The sequence below is a fragment of the Candidatus Gromoviella agglomerans genome (assembly GCF_021065005.1).
Classification (GTDB): Bacteria; Pseudomonadota; Alphaproteobacteria; order CAJXXZ01.
Genome location: NZ_CP069247.1, coordinates 450471 through 471344, shown reverse-complemented (window position 1 = coordinate 471344; position 20874 = coordinate 450471). Strand labels below are relative to the sequence as shown.

Below are 20874 nucleotides of genomic sequence, written 5' to 3'. Positions count from 1 at the left end.
CTGATTCAACTCGCACAGAGAAAACAAATAAAACATCACTCCGCTTGCAGAGCCAAAATTAGCAAGATCTAAACAAGTCGTTATGCAAAAATATTTGTGTATATTTCAAATTGTATTGCAAAATCAAGATAAGAATTGAGATAATCATCGAAATATTAACAATATAAAAAATTGATCATCACAGTGATAACGCTATGTCCAGAAATATTTCCAGGAGGACTTAGCACTTCTGTCATAGGGAAAGGATTAAAAAATGGTATTTGGCAGCTTAATGTCATTAATATAAGAGATTTCGCTAAAGACAAGCATAAAACCGTTGATGATACATGTACAGGAGGCGGCCCAGGCATGCTAATAAAACCTGACATCGCACACTTAGCAATCGAATTTGCTATCAAATCTTTAGCAGATAAAGGATTTAATGAACATGTTTTTCTCCACCCATCTCCTCGAGGTAAAGTATTTTGCCAAGAAATCGCTCATGAACTCAGTCAGGCGAAATCAATCATTTTCCTATGTAGCCGATACGAAGGAATAGATCAAAGAATAATAAATCTTTGGAATTTTGAAGATATATCAATAGGAAATTATATACTAACAAACGGAGATATCGCAGCATCAGTGATAATGGATGCATGTATAAGACTTTTGCCAGGAATATTACACAATGCAACGTCATTCAAATGCGAATCTTTTGCAAACGATTTGCTCGAATGTGATAATTACACAAAACCTACAAATTGGAATGGTATTTTCAGTCCAAGTGTGCTATCATCCGGAAATCATGCTGATGTAATCAGGTGGAAGAGTGAAAACTCTCAAATGGTAACCAAAACCAAAAGACCTGATTTATGGCGCAAGTACTTGTTGAATAGGAGTGAAAATGACTAGTCCATTAGTTGAATCATTTAATAGAATGCAGATTCAGAAAATAAATGAATCAAGAGCCAAATCTAATATTTCAATACCAGAATTTAGACCTGGTGATTTACTTTCTGTAGAGATGAAAGTTAACGAATCAGGCCAATTACAGACATTTGAAGGAAGGTGTATCGCTAAGAGAAATAGAGGCCTTCATTCATCTTTTACTTTGAGGAAAGTCAATGCTGGCACAGGAGTAGAAATTGTGGTGCCGATTTTTTCTCCTATGATAAGCAATTTGAAAGTCATCAGAACAGGAAAAGTCAGAAGAGCAAAACTTTACTATCTAAGGTATCTCTCTGCAAAGAAATCCCGCATTCAAACAAGAGAGCCAAAGAAAATTTCCTGATATTGTTGAGACATGTTAAAAACAATAAAGGTTTTTTAAAAAATTCACAGATTCGAATGTACATTCTGTGATAAGATAGATGATCAATCGCGTCATAATAAAAAAAAGACAGGTGATGCAGAAAATATCATCATAAATATATGATCATAGATTAGTCTTATGCTCAAAATCCTCATCAATTTAAGAAAATTATTTAACTAAAAGTCGATCGTATAAAAAAATTACAATAAATAAGAAGTCTCTTTAACATAAAAATTTAAACTTCACTTTATGCTGACCTTTGCTCAACTTTTCACTTAAATTCAATTTTGCACACTTTCTTAATGCATTGATAACCGATTCCCTAACAATTGCATAATATTCATGAGAATGAGAACTCTCATCATCTATCACCAATATACCTGCTATACAAGAATCTTCAAGAATGACCTCAACACTGACAACAATATTTTGAATTTTTTTATAATCCATAACGCTAATCGACCAAATACTTACGATTTGCCCTCTTACCGATGCAGTATCCGATGCAGAAAGAGACGTCACACTATATTGTGGAACGTTTTTGAAGACATCACCAAGACCAAAACCAAATTTTCCCTTCGCTGAAGGCTTCTTATTAGTAACTTTCTTCTGTTTTGTATCTTTTAGAACATGCGGATCGACAGTCTTTTTGCTATTTGTAGAATTTTGCTTTTGAATTTGCTTTTGATTTTCTACTTTTGACAACTGGACAGATTCAGCAACATCAACATTTTTAGGAGTCTTATCAACCTCTTTAATGGTGTTTTGCTTTTGATTTTCTACTTTTGACAACTGGACAGATTCAGCAACATCAACATTTTTAGGAGTCTTATCAACCTCTTTAATGGTATCATTAGTTTTTTGATCTATAATATTAGTTTTTTCTTTATGCTCGGTCGAAACTGGTAATTCATTCTGAAGACATTTTGTCTGTATCATGATTGCATCATCTTTTACATCTGAATGATCTAATTCAACTGCGTTTTCAAAGTCTTGCTGAGATTTTTCATCTATCTGCCCTCCAACACCTTTGACATTTGATGAAGTACCAGACTCAACTTGCACTTGAATCGCAATGACATTTTTAAATGTAGCATTTTCTAGTTGAAAAAGGAAACAAATTGCACATAAAATAGCATGTAAAGCAATAGATAGAAGATAAGGATACTTCAAAAAGTTCCAACGCATAACAAAACAGTTCACACATCGTACTTTTATAGCACACTAATCTAATAAATGATATTTTCTAAAGAAAATTACAGAAACAGCGTAATGTCTTAGAAATGACCTGTATACATATTAGAAATTTTAGAAATATGAGCATCTTTAGATATAACATATACACACATTATTGAAATGAGACTAATCACACATAGTATATATTTCCACGCAAATATATCAGAGAAAAATAGAACTCCGCTCACAACAAATATGCGAGAAATAGAGGAGAATGATCCCATCATTCCAATATTCATAAAACTGTCACTACCGATATAATCTGATTTGATCACAAACGTACGATAAGCCATCATCGCAGTAGTACACAAAGCACTCACAAAACTATCGATACTTGCTATAATAAACATTAGAAAACAATTTTTTCCAACAAAAGAGTGAATATAAAAAAGGAGGCTTGAAATAGACTCACCAATCGATCCTAAAACTAACATTTTTTGTATTGATGTTTTTTTTATCAAGAAATTAAATAACATCACTCCAAATCCAGCAAAAACCATCCACCATACCTTAACAATCGACGCAATTTCGATATTTGAATAACCTAAATCGATAAAAAATGGATTACTCATTCCATGTAAAGCAGAATCGCAAAACTTAAATATAAACATAAAACGTAATACTGAGTAAGATTTTTCATTAAAAAAATTTCTTAAAGTATCTCTGATGGATGAATAGATTATTTTATCGCTTTTTACACAATCTTCATCTTCCTTTAGTAAAATTATTCCACAGATTCCAACAATGATCGTAAATATCATAAAAACAAATGCGCAAATCCAATTAAAAAAATCAACAATAAATAGAGCAAAAGCTCCAGAAGCCATCATACCAAATCGAAAAGCAAAATAGCTCATAGATATCGACAAACGAAATATATTTTTGCTTGTGACTCGAACTCGGTAATTTTCAATGGAAATATCCTGAAAGACAGCACAACAAGAGAGCAAAAATGTTACAAGCAAAGTCAAAATTATATCTTTAGAGGGATCAACAACCATCAATAATAATAACAGAATAACGATTAACACTTGGCTAAATATCGCCCAATACTTGTAAATCTGAAATATTGATATCTCTTCATTTACGTGTAATTTCAATTTTTTAATAGGATTAGCAAATTTATTCATCATCACACTGAGGAATATTTTCATCGCATATGGAATTGTAAGAATTGTCGATACACCCAAAACAGAATTGCAAAAACCATAAGACTTAAGCCATATACCAACTGTAGATACCAAAAAAAAGAATACACTTCCACTGGAAAAACTCATCATTCCTATAGCAAAAATCTTTCTATATTCTTGCATTATACTTAAATACTTAATTTCGTTGATTGTATCAAATTGGAATACAAAATACTAAAAGAAAATTTCACAACAAAAAAAATCAGAAAGCTAACCCATATATTGTATGTAATATATTTCAATCACCATCATACAAATAAAAAGCTATAAAATTAAAAAAATATTTCACATATAGAAATTATACTGCTAACATATAGCGTTTTCTGTTTTTTAGAGTATATGAATACTTTTACATCATTACCTATTCATATAGAAATAGAAAATTTGGAAAATGCGTTAAAAAATCAAAATAGTGATGAGGTAATAGAAATAATAAAAGACAAGCACTACAGCGATATAGCTCTAATGATACAATCTCTTTCAATCCCTTTGATCGAGTATTTCATAAAGAATTTTCATGATTTTATCACACCAGAGCTAATCTCTGAGCTCAATCACTCCATAAGAGAAGTACTTTTTGAAAATATCGACCTCATAAAATTAGCAGAAATATTTAAGAGCTTAGATAGTGACGATGCCATCGAAATATTTGAAAGTTTGGATGAAGGACAACAAGCAATAATTCTGAAATCAGTTTCTAAAAAAGATAGAATGATGATACAGAGCACTCTTTCCTTTCCTGCAAAAAGCGCTGCAAGGTTGATGCAAAATGCTCCGTATGTTAGGGATTCATGGAGTGTAAAGCAGGTATTAAATTATATAAAATATGCTGACTACAAATTCGACTACATTGCAAGCATTTTCGTCATAAATAGCGAATACAATTTAATCGGTTACGTTTCCATGTACAACCTTATAAAAAACAACGGCACCAGCATCGTCAGCGATTTAATGGAGACTAAAATTGTCACTGTATCTATCAGCATGGACCAAGAAAATGTAGCAAACATATTCAAAAAATATGCATTATTATGTGTACCTGTAGTAGATTACGATAACAGATTAGTGGGAATGATAACTGCAGACGACATATTGAGCGTCATAGAAGAAGAAACCATTGAAGATTATGCTGGAGTCAAAACTGAAAGTGATTTTTATGCTCCTGTCGTAAATACTAGCTTATCCAGATTAAGATGGCTAATAATAACAGCTGTAAGCAGCCTTATATCTTCTTTCGTTATTTCAAGATACGATTTTATATTATCCCAAAACGTTTATCTATCAATTCTATTACCAATCGTTGCTGCTATGGGTGGAGCCTACGGATTACAAGTCAACACAGTAATAATAAGAGCAATTGCAACAAAACAATTAATTTCAATTAATACATCTAGAACTATTGTAAAAGAGGTGTTTGTAGCATGCATTAACGGATTTTTTTTCTCAATATCACTATCATTTTTATCATTTTTATGGCTTGAAGATTTTATCGTAAGTATAATTCTGTGCTCAGGGTTATTATTCAATATATTATGGGCAGGAGTTGTTGGTACACTATACCCAATGATATTGCATAAGTTGAAACTTGATCCAGCACTTAGTTCAGGCCCATTAGTAGGCATGAGTACTGATATATTTGGATTTATAACATTTTTGGGACTTGCGAACGCATTTTTGTAATTAGCCGCTCAAAATATTTATAAGCGTAAATGCAATAATCATAATAAAATTCATCATAGATTTTTCTCATATAGCAATTTGCATCATTTGTGTTTGCTAGAACTAGTCATTAAAGTTATGTATACAAAATTATCAGTGCAACATAACAGAATAACATCTTCATGAAGAATATTTACAATAAAGACAATTTCAATAAAAACGCATGAGAATATGTTAAGAAATTACTCAAAATAAGAAAAATTTTTCACATTTATTTATCGACATTAATTGACAATTCGTTGATAATCGTATCAGAAATTTACTATCTTATCATGTCCGACTTATTTTATGAGATTAAAGAATCATTCGAACAAGAACGTATCGAAAAATTCTTGAAAATTATCAGATATCCTTTTCTGATAATCTCTATTATTGCATTGATTGGAGCAACAGCATTCTCTATCATAAAATCAAATAAATTAGCAAAAATTCACCAAGATGCTAAGATTTATACAGAGATACTGTACATGATAAACAATGGTTATACTAGCTTAGCAATAGAGAAAGTGGATGAATTGATCAACAATGGATCATTGGGATACAGAACTTTATCTCTTATACTGAAATCGAAAATAGAAACTCAAAATGGTAATTTTGAAAAAGCAAAGAATCACCTTGCTCAAATAAAGTTAATAAAAAAATACTTAATTAATTTCATAACTTCTATCGAAACTGTAAATTTCTCTCTTAATAAGAATGATGTGGAACTATTAACAGATATCGTAAAACAGAGTAACCATTTTGCGAATATATGCAAATTTTCTCTAATTTGCTATCATATTCTAGATAAAAATTCGAAAGAGGTGCTTGATATATTAAATGACAAGCACTTTGTTGATTTCATGCCTTCAAACTTAATTACTATTATACACGGAAATTTCTGAAATGATAAAAAGGAGAAATATGCTCTGTACATTACTAAAAATTGCAACTTGTTCAATTATTGCAAACGGAATTTTTTACAGCAATATTACAGTGTCAGATAATAAAATTATCAACAGAGATAAGAAAGTGATAAAGAAAATAAAGTTACCTGTAAATGGCAAACCAATTAGAGTAATAAATACACAAGGAAAGATCTATTTTTTATGCATTAATAATGAAGATGCACAACATCAGTTAGAATGCCATAATATTACAAACATTATTGACTCAAATGGTACTAAAAAAATATGGACACTGGCTTTGAGTAAAAACAGTAAAGATATTATTTTATCACGCTGTCAAAATAGAGATAATCAAAATGAAACGAATATATATATAGGAGATAATGACATCTTGCATATTATAAATATCCATAGCGGAAAGATCATATATAGCAAGCAATTCCCTGCTAATATAGTTGAAATTGCACACGTTAATCAAAACTCACAAACAAAATTGGTAATTAGATGTACAAATAATAGAACTTATGTTTGCTCAATTAATCCGCTAGACGAAGTGATTAAAGTTAATTATATTCATGCTGAATTTCCTCATAATTTCATTCAGAGCAAAGATTCAATCGCAATTTTTGATGATTCCTATATCATTTTATCTTGTTCAAGCAAAGATTATTCACTAATTTACGGCATAAAAGACGGAGAAGATTATTTCATAAAAACACCACCAAAAAATGAAGATGTGGTAGAAGCTTACATATTAGCTAGAATTTATATAGTAGGAAGCTCAATTGTATGCATATACAATAACAGGAAAATCGTTGCATCAAATATGGACGGCAATAACATATGGACATACACTTTACCGCATTTTGTAAATAATATTATCGTGGAAAAAGATTATATTTTATACCAAAGTAATAACAGAATTCATTCTATAGATCCAACAAATGGATTCATTCGTGAAAAGGTTGATTTCAAGAAAACTAATATTACCTTCATAAGGGTATTTAATAATATTATTATTGCTGGTTCAGAAAGAGCTCTGTTCCTACTAAATCAGAAATTAGAAATAATCAGCAAAATAGACATAAAAATCAATGAATCATCAATAATATTTGATGAAAAAGAATATTTAGGATTTTTAGTAAAATCTAACAAAGATATTTTTATATATCTAGTAAATGCCATATAGCAAATCTCATCTATATTTAGGGAAATATTGACTCCACAATGTGTGTCGTGTCTTTTTTTGCTAATACCCAACCATGGATATCATTTCTTTTTCTTTTGCTCTGGTGCTACTAATACTACACGATCTAGTAATCCCTTACTAATGTAGAGCTTAATACAATCTATCACTGCAGGTAAGTTTTGCCCTCTCAGAATCAGAGGGCTCATCGAATCAACTTTAGGTTTATGATGGTATTCTGTTCCAATAATTCCAAATGAGTATTTCTCATCACCGACAATAAGAGTCCATGGTTTTGCAGTATTATTGATAACTTCAGTATATTTATATAATATATCATAAAAGGAATTTACGTTATATGATTTACATTCTAGCAAGCAACGCTCAACTATCTCTCTTAATTTCATTACCGTTCCATACGCTGTACGGTATTCAAGCTCTCCAAGTCCACCCAATACATCAGCAATAAATAGCATGTTTCCAAGGGGTTGATCTAAAACATCACAAGCAAGATTATACTTGTCCTTTGAATGTATGATACTATCAAATTTGGCACTCAATAGTGTAATAACATCTATCTCTCCAATTGAATTATGCTCACTATACAAGGTATTTTTATTTATATCAGCAGGTGAATATTTATCTTGCTGGTAAGAAAATGTAATACACGAGGCAGCATTCATTAACATTATCATGAATAAACTTGAATTAATTAATTTTGACATATGAAGTATAATCAACGTACACTACAATATACAGAATTGGAGTATGTGATTCAAGAATTCGATATCATCATTATTAAGCTAATTTTAATATTTCTTTAATTTTACATTGAATTTTTAATAAATAATATTACTATTTTAATAAAATTATTAACAATATAATAAGAATGTTACAAGATTAAATAATGAAGATTTCAATAAAGACATGCACTTTAATCCTTTCATACTTGAAGCATTTTTTTCACATATTATGGAATATATATTAAATAATTTTAGCAACAACTCTTTTCTCCTGATCTTCTAAAACTGTTGATAAGACAACATATAGCAAATAATCATAGAGACATTCGGGAAACCATATACATTCCACGTAAATTATGCGCAGATAGTTGAAAATACTCGCATTTACTTATCCAGTACACTCAGAGAATTTATCGCACCAAATACTTCAACAATAAACTCGCAAATATGTCAAGTAAAGTGTTATTCTGCGAATAAAGAAGGTATTTGAAAGGTCTTAATTTTTACAAATGGAGCTATAGAATGCATGTTTTTTGGAAATTGTATATGAATAGAGTCATTTTTTCTGTAAACTTAGTCTAGAAAATATCATAAAATCATGTTTACAATTGCGCTAATTGGAAGAACGAATGTAGGTAAATCTTCATTATTCAATGCTTTGGTCAAGAGAAGATCTGCAATTATTTTAGATATACCGGGCACTACAAATGACTACAAAGAAGAGACTATTAATTTTTTTAATAAAAAAGTTAAGTTAATAGATACCGGAGGTTACGAAAGTAATGCTCAATCAATCTGGAATATGACAATTACCGCAATAAACAAGGCAAATTTAGCGATTTTTGTACTAAATGCGCAAGATGGAGTAATGCCAGATGATATTACTTGTGCAAAAATAGCAAGAAAATTACCATGCATAATGGTGATAAATAAAGCAGATAAGGCTTTATCCAAATACGATTTAAATGAGTTTTATCAATTAGGATTTGAAAATGTAATTTTTACTTCTTGTACTAACAATACCGGACTATTAGAACTGCAAGAGAAAGTACTTGATATACTGAACGATGAAGAAAAAAATAATGATAAACCGCAAGATAAAATTGACGACCACTGTGATGGTGAGCAAAATTTTGATAAAAAGATAAAGCTCGCAATCATAGGACGGCCAAATTCTGGAAAATCTACGATGTTAAATAGTATTCTTCAGGAAGAAAGAGTTCTCACAAGCCCAATTGCCGGAACAACTCGCGATTCAATTCATACACATTTTATGCATCAGGGCTACGAATTTGAGTTAATAGATACTGCAGGAATAAGAAGAAAACGCCGTGATGGTGGACAAATTGAAACCGCTTCCGTAAAAATGGCTCTAAGATCGGTTAAGATTGCTGATATCGTACTAATTGTCATAGATGCATCGATCGCTATGGACAAGCAAGACCTAGCACTTTGCTCGATGGTAGGAAATGAAGGAAAAATTCCAATTTTAGTTTTCAATAAATGGGATTTAATAAAGGAAAAGGATCTGTTTTTGAAAAATGTTGAAGATATAATTCTCAAAAAATTACCAGAAATCAGTGGAGTAGAGTGCATGTTTATTTCTGCAATTAATTCCAAACAAAATTACGAATTAATGTTTGATATATGCATCAAATTGATGAATACATCCAATCTTTCAATAAAAACTCATAGAGTTAATGAAGTTTTAAGAGAAATTCAAACTAATAATATCAACAATAAAAGGAAAGTGAATGCAAAATATGCAACTCAAATATCAAAATCTCCACATACATTCTGTGTTTTTTTCTCTCAATCTGTAGACCAAATTCCTCAGCAATATTTGCGGTACATTAGAAATATGTTTGCTGAGAAACTTAACTTACATGGTGTGCCAGTTTTTATTGTGCCTAGGAGTAAAAATGAGCTAAAACGCTAATATTCAATCATCAATATATGCTGCAAGTTGAAATATTGTACGAATGAATGCAAAATTACAACAGACTTATTGTCACTACACATATATGGAACATAACCTTCTTCATCAGAAAATGGATAGTTTTAATGACAGAAAATTAGTGTTAAATAACTTCTTGATTGATAATTGTAATATTATTTGGAATTAAGTTGTATATTATGTCGCAATTTGCAACAAATTTTTGAATAATCTTAATATTTTTCATAAATTATTACAAACTTTACAGGACATCATTGCAAACAATGGAATTGCTTCAAAAAATCTTGAAATGAGCTAATATAATCTCTGAAAGTACAATATTTTTGAAAAAAGTACATCTTAATATTTTTCATAAATTATTACAAACTTTACAGGACATCATTGCAAACAATGGAATTGCTTCAAAAAATCTTGAAATGAGCTAATATAATCTCTGAAAGTACAATATTTTTGAAAATAGATTTAGTAACCTTTTACAAATCATTTCTTCATATTATCAAAAAAACTCTGTACCTTGTCAAAGAACCCCTTTCCCTGAGGATTACAAACACTACTCTGCGTTTCTTTATCAAATTGCAATAACAAATCCTTTTGCTTGGAATTTAAATTCACTGGTATTTCTATTTTCACTATAACATACAAATCGCCTCGAGATCCTGAATTTGTCTTCATTCCCTTTCCAGAAATACGCAATTTAGATCCGTTTTGAGCTCCAGAAGGTACGTTTAAAGCCACCAATCCATCTAAAGTTGGAACATCTAACTGTCCTCCTAAGCAAGCCATAATCATAGGTATTGGAACTTCACAGATCAAATCATTGCCATCTCTTTTGAAGATCGGGTGACTTTTTATAGATATTACGACTTGTAAATCACCATCTCTTATAGTTCCAGCCTCTCCAGCACCACTAATAATCCAATGGCTTCCGTGTTGTGCTCCAACAGGAATATCGATAGTAACAGATTTTGTACCATTTGCTAATCCAATTCCATTACAGATTGAGCAAGGATCTTTTATTTGCTTTCCAGATCCACTACAATGATGACAAACCTGCATCATTTCTAAAAATCCATTTCTAGACCTAAATTGTCCAGTTCCGTTACATGTTCTACATTTATCAGGTACAGAGCCACTCCTACTTCCAGATCCTCGACAGGTATTACATTTTACTTTTGTAGATAGTGTTAACTTTTTCTGACATCCAAAAAAAGCTTCTTCTAAAGAAATACTAACTTCAACCTGCAATGCAGCTCCTGTTTCGTTAGAAGATTGTCTAGATCCTCCAAAAAATGTATCAAAAATATCGGCAAAACCTCCAAAACCAGATCCTCCGCCAAAACCTCCACTAAAATTACCAAAACCTGAGAAGCCTTCAAATCCAGATGCATTTGAGTATCTTGAACCTTCACTTCCATGCATATCATACATTTTGCGCTTATCAGGATTACTGAGAGTCTCGTAAGCATTAGATATGGTTTTGAACTTATCTTCTGCACCTGGAGATGAATTTCTATCAGGATGATATTGCATTGCTAATTTTCTATAAGCTTTTTTTATCTCATCCTGGGATGCATTCTTAGACACACCTAAAATTTCGTAATAATTTTTCTCTGCAGCCATTTGTCCTCCATTTACAATTTGAAATGTATTAATTATGTCAAAAATATTATCATATATTATTCAAAACACATATCAGTATCAATCAATAAAATGATGAATAATAGAAAAAACATGTATATGTTTGAAGCAATAGTTTTTAGATTCAAGTAGAAATTTAAAATCTACAACAAAGCAACTACATAGAATCTGCATATCTTTGCGGAAATTCCAACATTCATCACTTCATTAAGATTTCGAGAAATTTAAATTGGAACAGAAAATATGAATAATTAAATTACTTCACAGAAAATTCAGATTATACTCAAGATATGTAACCAGCACATGCAACAAATTACAGCGAAAGTTTTCATAAAACTTTGTATAATCGCATAAACTGTTCAATAAAGATATTTATAGTCAAAAAGCTTCAATAAATTGCAACCATTCAAAAGATAGAACTTATAATACATAGCAACTCTAAATCATTCAAGCAAATCTCTTAGCCCATCAGAAAAATATACAACTTTATGCAAATCAACGCTCTTGACGAAATTGTCATTAAAAGGGAGTAATATTCCATTATCAATTTGCAAAATATCTCCTGCTCCAAAGTTATGCACATCAATGATTCGACCAACCAGCTGATCATTATCACTAAATACCTGCAATCCTAACAAATTTGCAATATAATCTTCTCCATCAGGTAAAATGGGTAACTCATTAGAATCTATATACATGAACTTACCAGCAAGAGACTGCGCTTTTTCAACAGAATCAATTGATTCTAACTCTAAAACACACGGTCTGCCGATTCTGAAACTCAACACAGAAAGTTCATGCAAAAATTCCACATCCCAATAAAAATTATACTGCAGTAGTTTTTCAAAATCATTCAAGTAAACCTCTGCAAGAACCTCGCCTTTTAGTCCACGTGGTCTAAGTACCTTTCCAGCAACAATCGCAGCCATAAATCTAGCCAGTAATCACCTTATTCACATATGGCTTTATCTTTGGAAACAAGGAGAAATCAAATCCAGCTGTTTGCAAAAGATACTTCACACGATCAGATGGATTAGCTCCAACAGACAATCTATAACGTACTCTTTCGGAATCAAATTTGAACCTCATATCATCAGTTTTTGGAACCATAGGATTATAAAACCCTAATTTTTCGACATACCTAGATCTTATTGGTCTTCTAGAATCAATAACAACTAGATAATAGAAAGGCTTGTGTTTTGCTCCAAACCTCATCAATCTCATACTCAGCATAAAAACAAAAAAAATACACGAGTTTATGATACGACATTTCATTCTATAGTCCAATATATAATTCATGAACTATTCGCAATTAAAATTCTTTTTACATATTATTCACTGTTCAAAAATTCATTCATTTACTAGAAATCATTTCACCATTTCTGTCAATTCAGCAATATAATCATTAATTGTCATTCCATTCCAAGGGCCTTGAGCAAAGAATTCACTTCCGCCTCCGGTAATTTTCATTCGTTCTAATATTTTCTTCGCATCAAATATATGACTTTCTTGCACTAAGTCCTTTGTAATCAAAACCATACAAACACCATGTTTTGACATTGAAACTCCAATAAGCATAGCACGCTTAACAGACTTTATCTTTTTAGTTAAAATCTCCTTCATAACCATGGAGTCAATATTTTTTTCGCAAAATGCATGAACATCAAAAGAATTCAGGTGAAATCTTTCGAACTCAACGCAAATGATGTTTCTTTTTTTTGACTCTTCAACCAATAGTTTTATTCTTTCAAGGGCATTTTCACTTTGAGTATTGAGCATTAAAGACAGAGTTTGGATTTGATTATTACAACGCTGAAAGCACTTTACTGCCTCCATTCCTGTTATAGCTTCAATTCTTCGAACTCCTGAGGCAACTGATGATTGAGAGACAATTTTAAATACTCCTATTTCTCCTGACCGATCTACATGAGTTCCTCCACAAATCTCTGTTGAATTTCCAATCGACACAACGAATACTGATTTTTCATATTTATCTTCAAAAGTTCCAATCGCACCATTCTTAATTGCTTCTTCTGGAGCCATAATAGACTTATATCTAAGAGAATTTTTTTGAATTTCTTCATTAACTATATTCTCAATTTGCACAATCTCATCTTCAAGTAAGGATTTATTATGACTAAAGTCAAATCTGAATTTTTTTGCATCAACGAGAGATCCTTTTTGGACAACATGCGGGCCTAAAACTCTTCTCAGAGCGGAATTTAATAAATGAGTCGCAGAGTGATTTGCCGAAACAGCCTTTCGATTAAGCTCATTCACTCGCAGAATCGCTTCTGCAGAGTCAAACGACAAAAATTTAAATTCACAAATATGAACGTATACACCATTTAATTTTTCAGTATTAAGAACATGAACCTCAAAATTATTAAATACAATTTCTCCACAGTCTCCAATTTGCCCTCCACCAGTGGCGTAAAAACATGTTTTATCAAAAACCATGAAGAGTTTATTATCATGCAATGCGTATTTTAGCAACTTTGCCTTGGTAGATAAATTATCATATCCACAGAAATCAGTAGCCGGCATTTTATATACAAATTCATTCATAAAATTCTCAGATGAATCTCTTTTCTCATGCCAAGATTCTTTAGCTTTTTCTTGATGTAAACTGTAGTATATATCGAAATCTGACTCAAACACTTCACACCCATAGCATGAAAGTAGACTTTTTGTAATATCGAAAGGAATACCGTGAGTTTCGTACAAAAAAAATGCATACTCTGCAAGATTTTTGTTTGAAACATCAGATCTCATATATCTATTTATTTCTGCCTCTGCGTTAGTCAATATATTGAGAAATTTTTCATACTCTATTTGAATGTTCATGAGTATCATTTCTCTATTTATTGATAATTCTGAGTAGACATTTCCGATAGAATCTAAAAAAACATCATAAAGCTCAGTGAGCATGCACTTTTTGTAATCTAATTTATTTATATTAAGAAATGCTCTTCGCATAATTCTGCGCAAAACATATCCTCGACCCTCATTTGAAGGAGTTATTCCATCAGACATCATAAACGCACAAGATCTTAAATGGTCAGCAATAATTCTAAATTGACTTTTGAAATCAGAATACAATTTCCCTGATAGCATTTGAATTTTCTGTATTATTGGCATAAAAATTGTTGTCTCATATGCACTTTCTTTACTTTCAAGAATTGCCATCACTCTTTCTAATCCCATTCCGGTATCTATACATTTTTGCTCTAGTTCTGTCATTTTGCCATCTTCATCTCGATTAAATGACATGAAAACTATATTCCATATTTCGACATATCGATCTTTTTCATCTCCTTGACCTGGAAGATTTCCCTCGTATTGGTGTCCTTTATCATAGTATATTTCCGAACAATAACCACATGGGCCAGTACTACCCATACTCCAGAAATTATCTTCTATTTCAATAATCCTTTCACTTTTGACAAATTGCATCCATATTTCTCTAGCTTCAAAATCACTTGGATGTATTGTTATCCATAACTTGCTCTCATCAAGATAAAGACAATGAGTTAGAAATTTCCAAGCAAGAGCAATCGCATTTTTTTTAAAATATCCTCCAAATGAAAAATTCCCCAACATCTCAAAGAATGTATGATGTCGATTTGTATGACCAACATTATCTAAATCATTATGCTTTCCTCCAGCTCTAACACATTTTTGACAAGTGGTAACGTTTTTACTTGGAGCATTTTCTAACGCAAGAAAAGCTCTTTTAAACTGCACCATTCCAGAATTTGTAAATAATATCGAAGAGTCATTTGATGGAATCACAGGAGAAGATTTCACCAATAAATGGTCATGGTCTTGAAAATATCTTAGAAACAGATCACGAATATTCACTGCACTATTACATTAACTTCTTACAACTCTATCATAAAATATAGCAATTTATATTAGATATTTTTTGAAATTTTACTATAGGCAAAAGAACATTCAAACCACTGACACTCATGCAATTCTTAGAAAATTTATAATTTGTTAGTCACATACACTTATCGCAAGAATATAAAATTCTACTAAGAGTTTCTTCCTTGCCTAGAAGTACCATTGCTTCAAAAATTCCAATTGAGACTCTACTACCTGAAATAGCAATTCTCAATGCCTGTGCAATTTCTGATAATTTCATCGATTTCATTTCTGCAAATTCTCGAGTCATGATATCAATTTTCTTCATAACCCAGTCTATTTGAGAAAGCATTTCAACATACTCACGCAAATTTCCCTTACTTTTCGCAATAATAGCAGCACTTTCTTCATCAAGATTATTTATCAAATTCTCAAAATATTCAGCAGACAAGTAAGAATCAAGCATGTGCAGCAGCACTTTTAATGTATTAGCTCTTTTTTTCATCTCAGGCAATAATTGAATAGCAAGTTGGCGATTTTCAATTTTTCGTCCAGAGAACTCTTCCAATTTTACCAATAGATCATCATTTTGCATCATATTTATGTATTTGAAATTCATATCCAGCAATTTTTGCCAATCAAACTTTGATGGAGCGGATTTTAGATCCTTTAGGTCAAAATACTGTGCCATTTGATTCAAATCAAAAATATCACTTATAGGCAAATTATGCTCTTTTTGCACTCTTTCATAACGCCAACTCAGCATGATAAGATAATTTTTTAGAGCATCAGATAAAATTCCATCATCAATGTAATTCAAAATATTTGTCACAGCATTCCTTTTTGACAATTTCGCTCCATCTGGAGCAAGCAACATCGGAAGATGAGCAAAATCTGGAATTTGCCAATCAAGAGCCTGATATATATGAATTTGTTTAAAAGTATTCGTTATATGATCTTCTCCTCGAATCACTAATGTAATATCCATATCATGATCATCCACAACAACACAGAACATATAAGTTGGCATTCCATTACTTCTAACGATTACGATATCTTGGAGATTTTCATTTTTCTGCACTATCTTTCCCTTCACTTTATCTTCTAAAATTATTTCTCCTGACTTGGGAACAATAAGCTTAATGGCAGTATTTGAATCAAAAATTTCACGATTTTTACATACACAGACATCATTTGAATTTTGTACACAATTGCATCTATAAGCTTTATTTTGGTTTAACAACATATTTGCAATTTCAATATGCCTCGATAATCTCTCAGACTGAATGACAACATCACCTTGCCAATGTATTCCCAGCCAATTCATGGATTGCAGAATAGCTTTTGTAAATTCAGGCTTTGACCTATCTGGATCTGTATCTTCTATTCTTAATCTCATTTGTGCAGAGTTTGATCTCGACTTAATATACATACAATTCACAATTGCAGTTCTTAGATTCCCTATATGAGGCATACCAGTAGGAGATGGAGCAAATCTAAGTATCTCTTTTTGATTCTTCATAAATGCAATGCAATGAAATGATGCAGTGTTTTACATGTTAGTTCACAAGTTTGCAATATTTTAGCCATAGCATAATCAACAATTGATGTACTACAATTACACAACACATAATAAATTGCCTTCAAATTACAATCTCTGGACAAAAATCAGATAATAGCTAATTTAGCATGTAAGTATCATGACAGATCAATCAATTGAAATGAATGCAAACTTTTCTATGGTGATTTGTTATACATAACAGATGTGGTATAATTTTAAATTACACTTAAAATTGCATCTTGTTTGAATCCATATCGATTTTCCAATTTTTTGTTCTACTTATTCTAGGTATTTCTTCTGGAGCTGTAGGTTTATTAATGCGATTCATAACTTTATCATTTATGATAGATGTACTATCTCATGGAGCTATTCTAGGTATAGGAATAAGCAAATATTTTGGCATTAATTTATCTCAATCGATAATTCTATCAAATCTCCTCATTGCATTCGTAATAATTTTTGTAAAAGAAATCAATGAAATGCTCGCAGTTGTATCGTACATATGCAGCGCAATGGGGTTAATTCTTATGTACGAATGTGGGTGTTATCAAACATCATATTTCTCGGGAGATGGAGCTCTATTTGACACTTTTGATATGGTATTCATATTATTATCCATGATCCTCGTTTTTGGCATTTTCATTATTAAGCGAAAAGTTCTATTATCTACAATTTTCAACAAAGAACTAGCAGAAATCGAAGGATATAACACCAAATTTGTCAAGGTAATCGCAGTATTTTGCGTAGCATGCTTAGTCAGCATAGCCATGAAAGTCGTGGGTTTAATTTGCTGCGGAAGTATGTTTTTAATTCCAAGCATGGCAACAATAGGATTTAAGTACAAAAACGCAATTTTAATGTCATCATTAATAAGCTTATTTGGAGTGCTGATGGGCATTTTATGCCAAGAATTTCTGAACTACGCCTTTAGGCCTAGCATGGTAATGGCTATCATTTCAATGACAATTATCGTAAAATTCACCTCCAAGGTTATGTACAAAAATTGATATTTTGAGTAAAAATTATAAGCTCTACAAATAAATAATTTGAATATATTGACTTTTTATTAAGCTGAATCAATAATCTAGCCGTCGTATCGTTTGTCTTATTATGTATAAAATTGCTTCTCTATTTCTATCATTCGTTTTTTTGACTTCTTTTGCTTCATCTGTAGAGAACTCTACGTCTAATTCTGAAGCTACATCAACTGAAACAAATGAAAATTCTAATCATACAGCCTCTTCTAAACAGAAGGCTACTAAACGTTCTGGCTGTTGCGAACCATCAAAGAAAGTATCGAAAAATACAAGTAATCAGAAAAATGATAATGTAAATGCTCATCAGAGTGAAAATAATACAGAAAATAGTGCAAAATCTGAGTAATTAATTTGTTTTGATTTTTGTAAATCTAGTGAATCTTTCTCAACAAGATTATTTATCACAAGTGAGCATCATTTTTTGCAATAGCCTAGATAAGTTATCCCAATTGCAGAAAATATTATCATTGGTTGATTCATTCTTGCTTTGTCATATGATCAATGTGAGCACGTAGAGAATTTACTCCCATACTGTTCTTCGCACTTGTAGTAAAAATGCTTTTTAACCCAAATAATTGCAACTGATCAGAAACAGATTGAACTGATTTATCAATTTCTAACTGCGATAATTTATCACACTTTGTCATAATAACACTTAAATCCTTGCTACAATTAGAGATAATATGAATATCAATATCTTTGAGACCAATTTTTGTATCAATTAGAATATATAACTGCTTCATCTGAACTCTGTTCATTGTTAAATAATCGAAGATCAATCCCTCCCATTCATTTTGTTGCATTTTAGATGCTTTCGAATATCCATAACCTGGCAAATCAAGTAGATTCATCTTATTTCCAACGGAAAAAACATTTATAGTCCTTGTCCTTCCAGGGGTTTTAGACACATTTGCAATATTCTTTCTAACAATTGCATTTATTATGCTAGACTTACCAACATTTGATCGTCCATAAAATACAACTTCAGGTTTGTTGAGCTCTTCCCTACAAAATTGGGAAATATTACTTATGCTAAATAAAAAATCACAATTCAAATCAAATAACTTATTCATTTATATTTCTTATTAAACCACATCTGCTGCAAAATAGACAGAATGTTACTAAAAGACCAATATATAATCAAACCAGCAGGGAATTGCGCCATCATGAAGCTAAAAACAACCGGTAGAATCATCATAAACTTCCTTTGATTATCATCAACAATACTAGCACTCGCAAATTTTTGTTGTAAAAGCATGGTCATACCCATGAAAATTGGCCACAAACCAATTTGCAAAAATGGAGGTGGATTCCACTTGATCAAACCAAACAGATTGAATAAAGAGGTAGGATCAGGCATAGACAAATCCTTTATCCACCAAATAAAAGGAGCTTGCCTGAGTTCTATACACACAAACAATACCTTATAAAGTGCAAAAAATACTGGCAATTGCATTATCATTACGAGAAATCCACTGATAGGATTAATTTTCTCCTTTCTATACAAATCCGCCAAACTCAAGTTCATTTTCTGCTTATCATTTGCATACATTTGCTTTATGTAATCCATTTTGGGCTTTAAATTACGCATTTTTGCCATCGCTAAGTGTGATTTTTTAGCAAATGGGACAAACAGAACTTTCAGAAATAATGTAAGGACTATTATGGCGAGCCCAAAATTTCCAACAACCCAATATATCCATTTCAAAAAGTATAATAAAGGTCGTGTAATGAAATATAATATTCCGAAATCTATTGCTAAATCAAACTTGTCGAGAAAATACTCATTCTTATATTTGTCTAGCAAATTTATATCTTTTGGCCCACAGAAAAATAGTGAAATAATTGAATGATCTTGATTAGAAAAGACTTCAACACCCTGAGACTCAAACTTAATTGAATCCGAAGTTGAATTTATGGACAAATCATCAGACATAGCAATGACTGTAAGCCAATATTTATCTGTGATACCTCCCCACCCTTTCTTGTTTTTGACCAAGAATTCATGATTCTTATTACTTTTTGGCACCAAATCAGAGTATTTTTTCTCAATTAATTCTCCATCAAACATTCCAACGAAACCTTCGTGAGCACTCACTATTGATGAAGTTGATTCTTCAGGAACAACATTTGTAAAATCTCGACAAATTCTAGCTATAGGTTTGAAAAAATGTGTACGATTTGATCTATTAAGAATAGTAAATTTTATCTCAAACATATAGTCTGATAATTCAGTAATATGACAAATCACCTTACAATCTTTAAGAATTTTCTCAAATTTCACCGATTTATCACAGATTTCGATGATATGCCACATAGATGGATCTTCAATAGAATTTAAAGAAAAATTCAACTCAACATACATATTGTTATTCTTTGCACGAGAATTTAATACGAAAATCTTAGATTCGCGACTGTCGGTAAATGAATTTAGACGCACAGATGAAATATAAATCTTATCTCCAACTCCAAATCCCATACTTAAAGGCTTAAGATTCAGAGATGTAATTTCATTGATAATTGATCTTTTATTCGAATTATTATCTTGCTGAACAGTCA

18 protein-coding genes are annotated in these 20874 nt (G+C 31.3%); 8 read left to right on the top strand and 10 right to left on the bottom strand.

Annotated elements, in window-relative coordinates; all coding sequences use genetic code 11:
- Window positions 1-183: 183 nt before the first annotated feature.
- Window positions 184-891 carry a tRNA (guanosine(37)-N1)-methyltransferase TrmD gene (gene trmD / locus Gromo_RS02055; protein WP_231158806.1) on the top strand — a complete coding sequence of 236 codons (708 nt, stop codon included), beginning with the start codon at window positions 184-186 and terminating at the stop codon, window positions 889-891.
- Window positions 884-1270 carry a 50S ribosomal protein L19 gene (gene rplS / locus Gromo_RS02050; protein ID WP_231158805.1) on the top strand — a complete coding sequence of 129 codons (387 nt, stop codon included), beginning with the start codon at window positions 884-886 and terminating at the stop codon, window positions 1268-1270. The genes trmD and rplS overlap by 8 nt, the downstream gene beginning before the upstream one ends.
- A 243-nt stretch (window positions 1271-1513) precedes the next feature.
- On the opposite strand, the gene Gromo_RS02045 is transcribed toward rplS, so the two are convergent.
- Window positions 1514-2479, bottom strand: coding sequence for a hypothetical protein (locus Gromo_RS02045; RefSeq protein WP_231158804.1), 966 nt, complete (start codon window positions 2477-2479; stop codon window positions 1514-1516).
- 89 nt (window positions 2480-2568) lie between these two features.
- On the bottom strand, window positions 2569-3840 hold the full coding sequence (locus Gromo_RS02040; protein ID WP_231158803.1) for an MFS transporter: 1272 nt from the start codon (window positions 3838-3840) through the stop codon (window positions 2569-2571).
- Window positions 3841-4056: 216 nt separating this feature from the next.
- Here Gromo_RS02040 and mgtE point away from each other — a divergent pair, with 216 nt between their 5' ends.
- The 3 genes from mgtE to Gromo_RS02025 all read left to right on the top strand — a co-directional run bounded on the left by mgtE (window position 4057) and on the right by Gromo_RS02025 (window position 7512).
- Entirely contained in the window at window positions 4057-5397 is a 1341-nt protein-coding gene (gene mgtE / locus Gromo_RS02035; protein WP_231158802.1) for a magnesium transporter, read from the top strand.
- A 311-nt stretch (window positions 5398-5708) separates the two neighbouring features.
- On the top strand, window positions 5709-6320 hold the full coding sequence (locus tag Gromo_RS02030) for a hypothetical protein (protein WP_231158801.1): 612 nt from the start codon (window positions 5709-5711) through the stop codon (window positions 6318-6320).
- A gap of 19 nt (window positions 6321-6339) precedes the next feature.
- Window positions 6340-7512, top strand: a complete 1173-nt coding sequence (locus Gromo_RS02025) for a hypothetical protein (protein ID WP_231158800.1) — start codon at window positions 6340-6342, stop codon at window positions 7510-7512.
- 80 nt (window positions 7513-7592) lie between these two features.
- Here Gromo_RS02025 and Gromo_RS02020 read toward each other — a convergent pair whose 3' ends face one another.
- Entirely contained in the window at window positions 7593-8234 is a 642-nt protein-coding gene (locus tag Gromo_RS02020; RefSeq protein WP_231158799.1) for a hypothetical protein, read from the bottom strand.
- 616 nt (window positions 8235-8850) lie between these two features.
- On the opposite strand from Gromo_RS02020, the gene der reads away from it, so the two are divergent.
- On the top strand, window positions 8851-10191 hold the full coding sequence (gene der / locus Gromo_RS02015) for a ribosome biogenesis GTPase Der (protein WP_231158798.1): 1341 nt from the start codon (window positions 8851-8853) through the stop codon (window positions 10189-10191).
- A gap of 498 nt (window positions 10192-10689) precedes the next feature.
- Here the strand turns inward: der and dnaJ are convergent, their stop codons facing one another.
- The 5 genes from dnaJ to Gromo_RS01990 all read right to left on the bottom strand — a co-directional run bounded on the left by dnaJ (window position 10690) and on the right by Gromo_RS01990 (window position 17239).
- The gene (dnaJ, locus tag Gromo_RS02010) at window positions 10690-11829 is read right to left on the bottom strand and encodes a molecular chaperone DnaJ (RefSeq protein ID WP_231158797.1); all 1140 of its coding nucleotides are present in this window, start codon (window positions 11827-11829) and stop codon (window positions 10690-10692) included.
- Between the two features lie 461 nt (window positions 11830-12290).
- Window positions 12291-12776, bottom strand: a complete 486-nt coding sequence (gene rimM / locus Gromo_RS02005) for a ribosome maturation factor RimM (protein WP_231158796.1) — start codon at window positions 12774-12776, stop codon at window positions 12291-12293.
- A gap of 4 nt (window positions 12777-12780) precedes the next feature.
- A complete protein-coding gene (rpsP, locus tag Gromo_RS02000; RefSeq protein ID WP_231158795.1) occupies window positions 12781-13146 on the bottom strand; it encodes a 30S ribosomal protein S16 in 366 nt (121 codons plus the stop codon).
- Window positions 13147-13215: 69 nt separating this feature from the next.
- On the bottom strand, window positions 13216-15711 hold the full coding sequence (gene alaS, locus Gromo_RS01995) for an alanine--tRNA ligase (protein ID WP_274381147.1): 2496 nt from the start codon (window positions 15709-15711) through the stop codon (window positions 13216-13218).
- Window positions 15712-15853: 142 nt separating this feature from the next.
- Window positions 15854-17239, bottom strand: coding sequence for a glutamate--tRNA ligase (locus Gromo_RS01990; protein ID WP_231158793.1), 1386 nt, complete (start codon window positions 17237-17239; stop codon window positions 15854-15856).
- Window positions 17240-17595: 356 nt separating this feature from the next.
- On the opposite strand from Gromo_RS01990, the gene Gromo_RS01985 reads away from it, so the two are divergent.
- Both Gromo_RS01985 and Gromo_RS01980 read left to right on the top strand, forming a co-directional pair.
- Window positions 17596-18285, top strand: a complete 690-nt coding sequence (locus Gromo_RS01985) for a metal ABC transporter permease (RefSeq protein WP_231159297.1) — start codon at window positions 17596-17598, stop codon at window positions 18283-18285.
- Between the two features lie 103 nt (window positions 18286-18388).
- Window positions 18389-18661, top strand: coding sequence for a hypothetical protein (locus tag Gromo_RS01980; RefSeq protein WP_231158792.1), 273 nt, complete (start codon window positions 18389-18391; stop codon window positions 18659-18661).
- Window positions 18662-18791: 130 nt separating this feature from the next.
- Here the strand turns inward: Gromo_RS01980 and yihA are convergent, their stop codons facing one another.
- The gene (gene yihA, locus Gromo_RS01975) at window positions 18792-19388 is read right to left on the bottom strand and encodes a ribosome biogenesis GTP-binding protein YihA/YsxC (protein WP_231158791.1); all 597 of its coding nucleotides are present in this window, start codon (window positions 19386-19388) and stop codon (window positions 18792-18794) included.
- A complete protein-coding gene (gene yidC, locus Gromo_RS01970) occupies window positions 19385-20533 on the bottom strand; it encodes a membrane protein insertase YidC (RefSeq protein ID WP_476577885.1) in 1149 nt (382 codons plus the stop codon). The genes yihA and yidC overlap by 4 nt, the downstream gene beginning before the upstream one ends.
- Window positions 20534-20874: the final 341 nt, after the last annotated feature.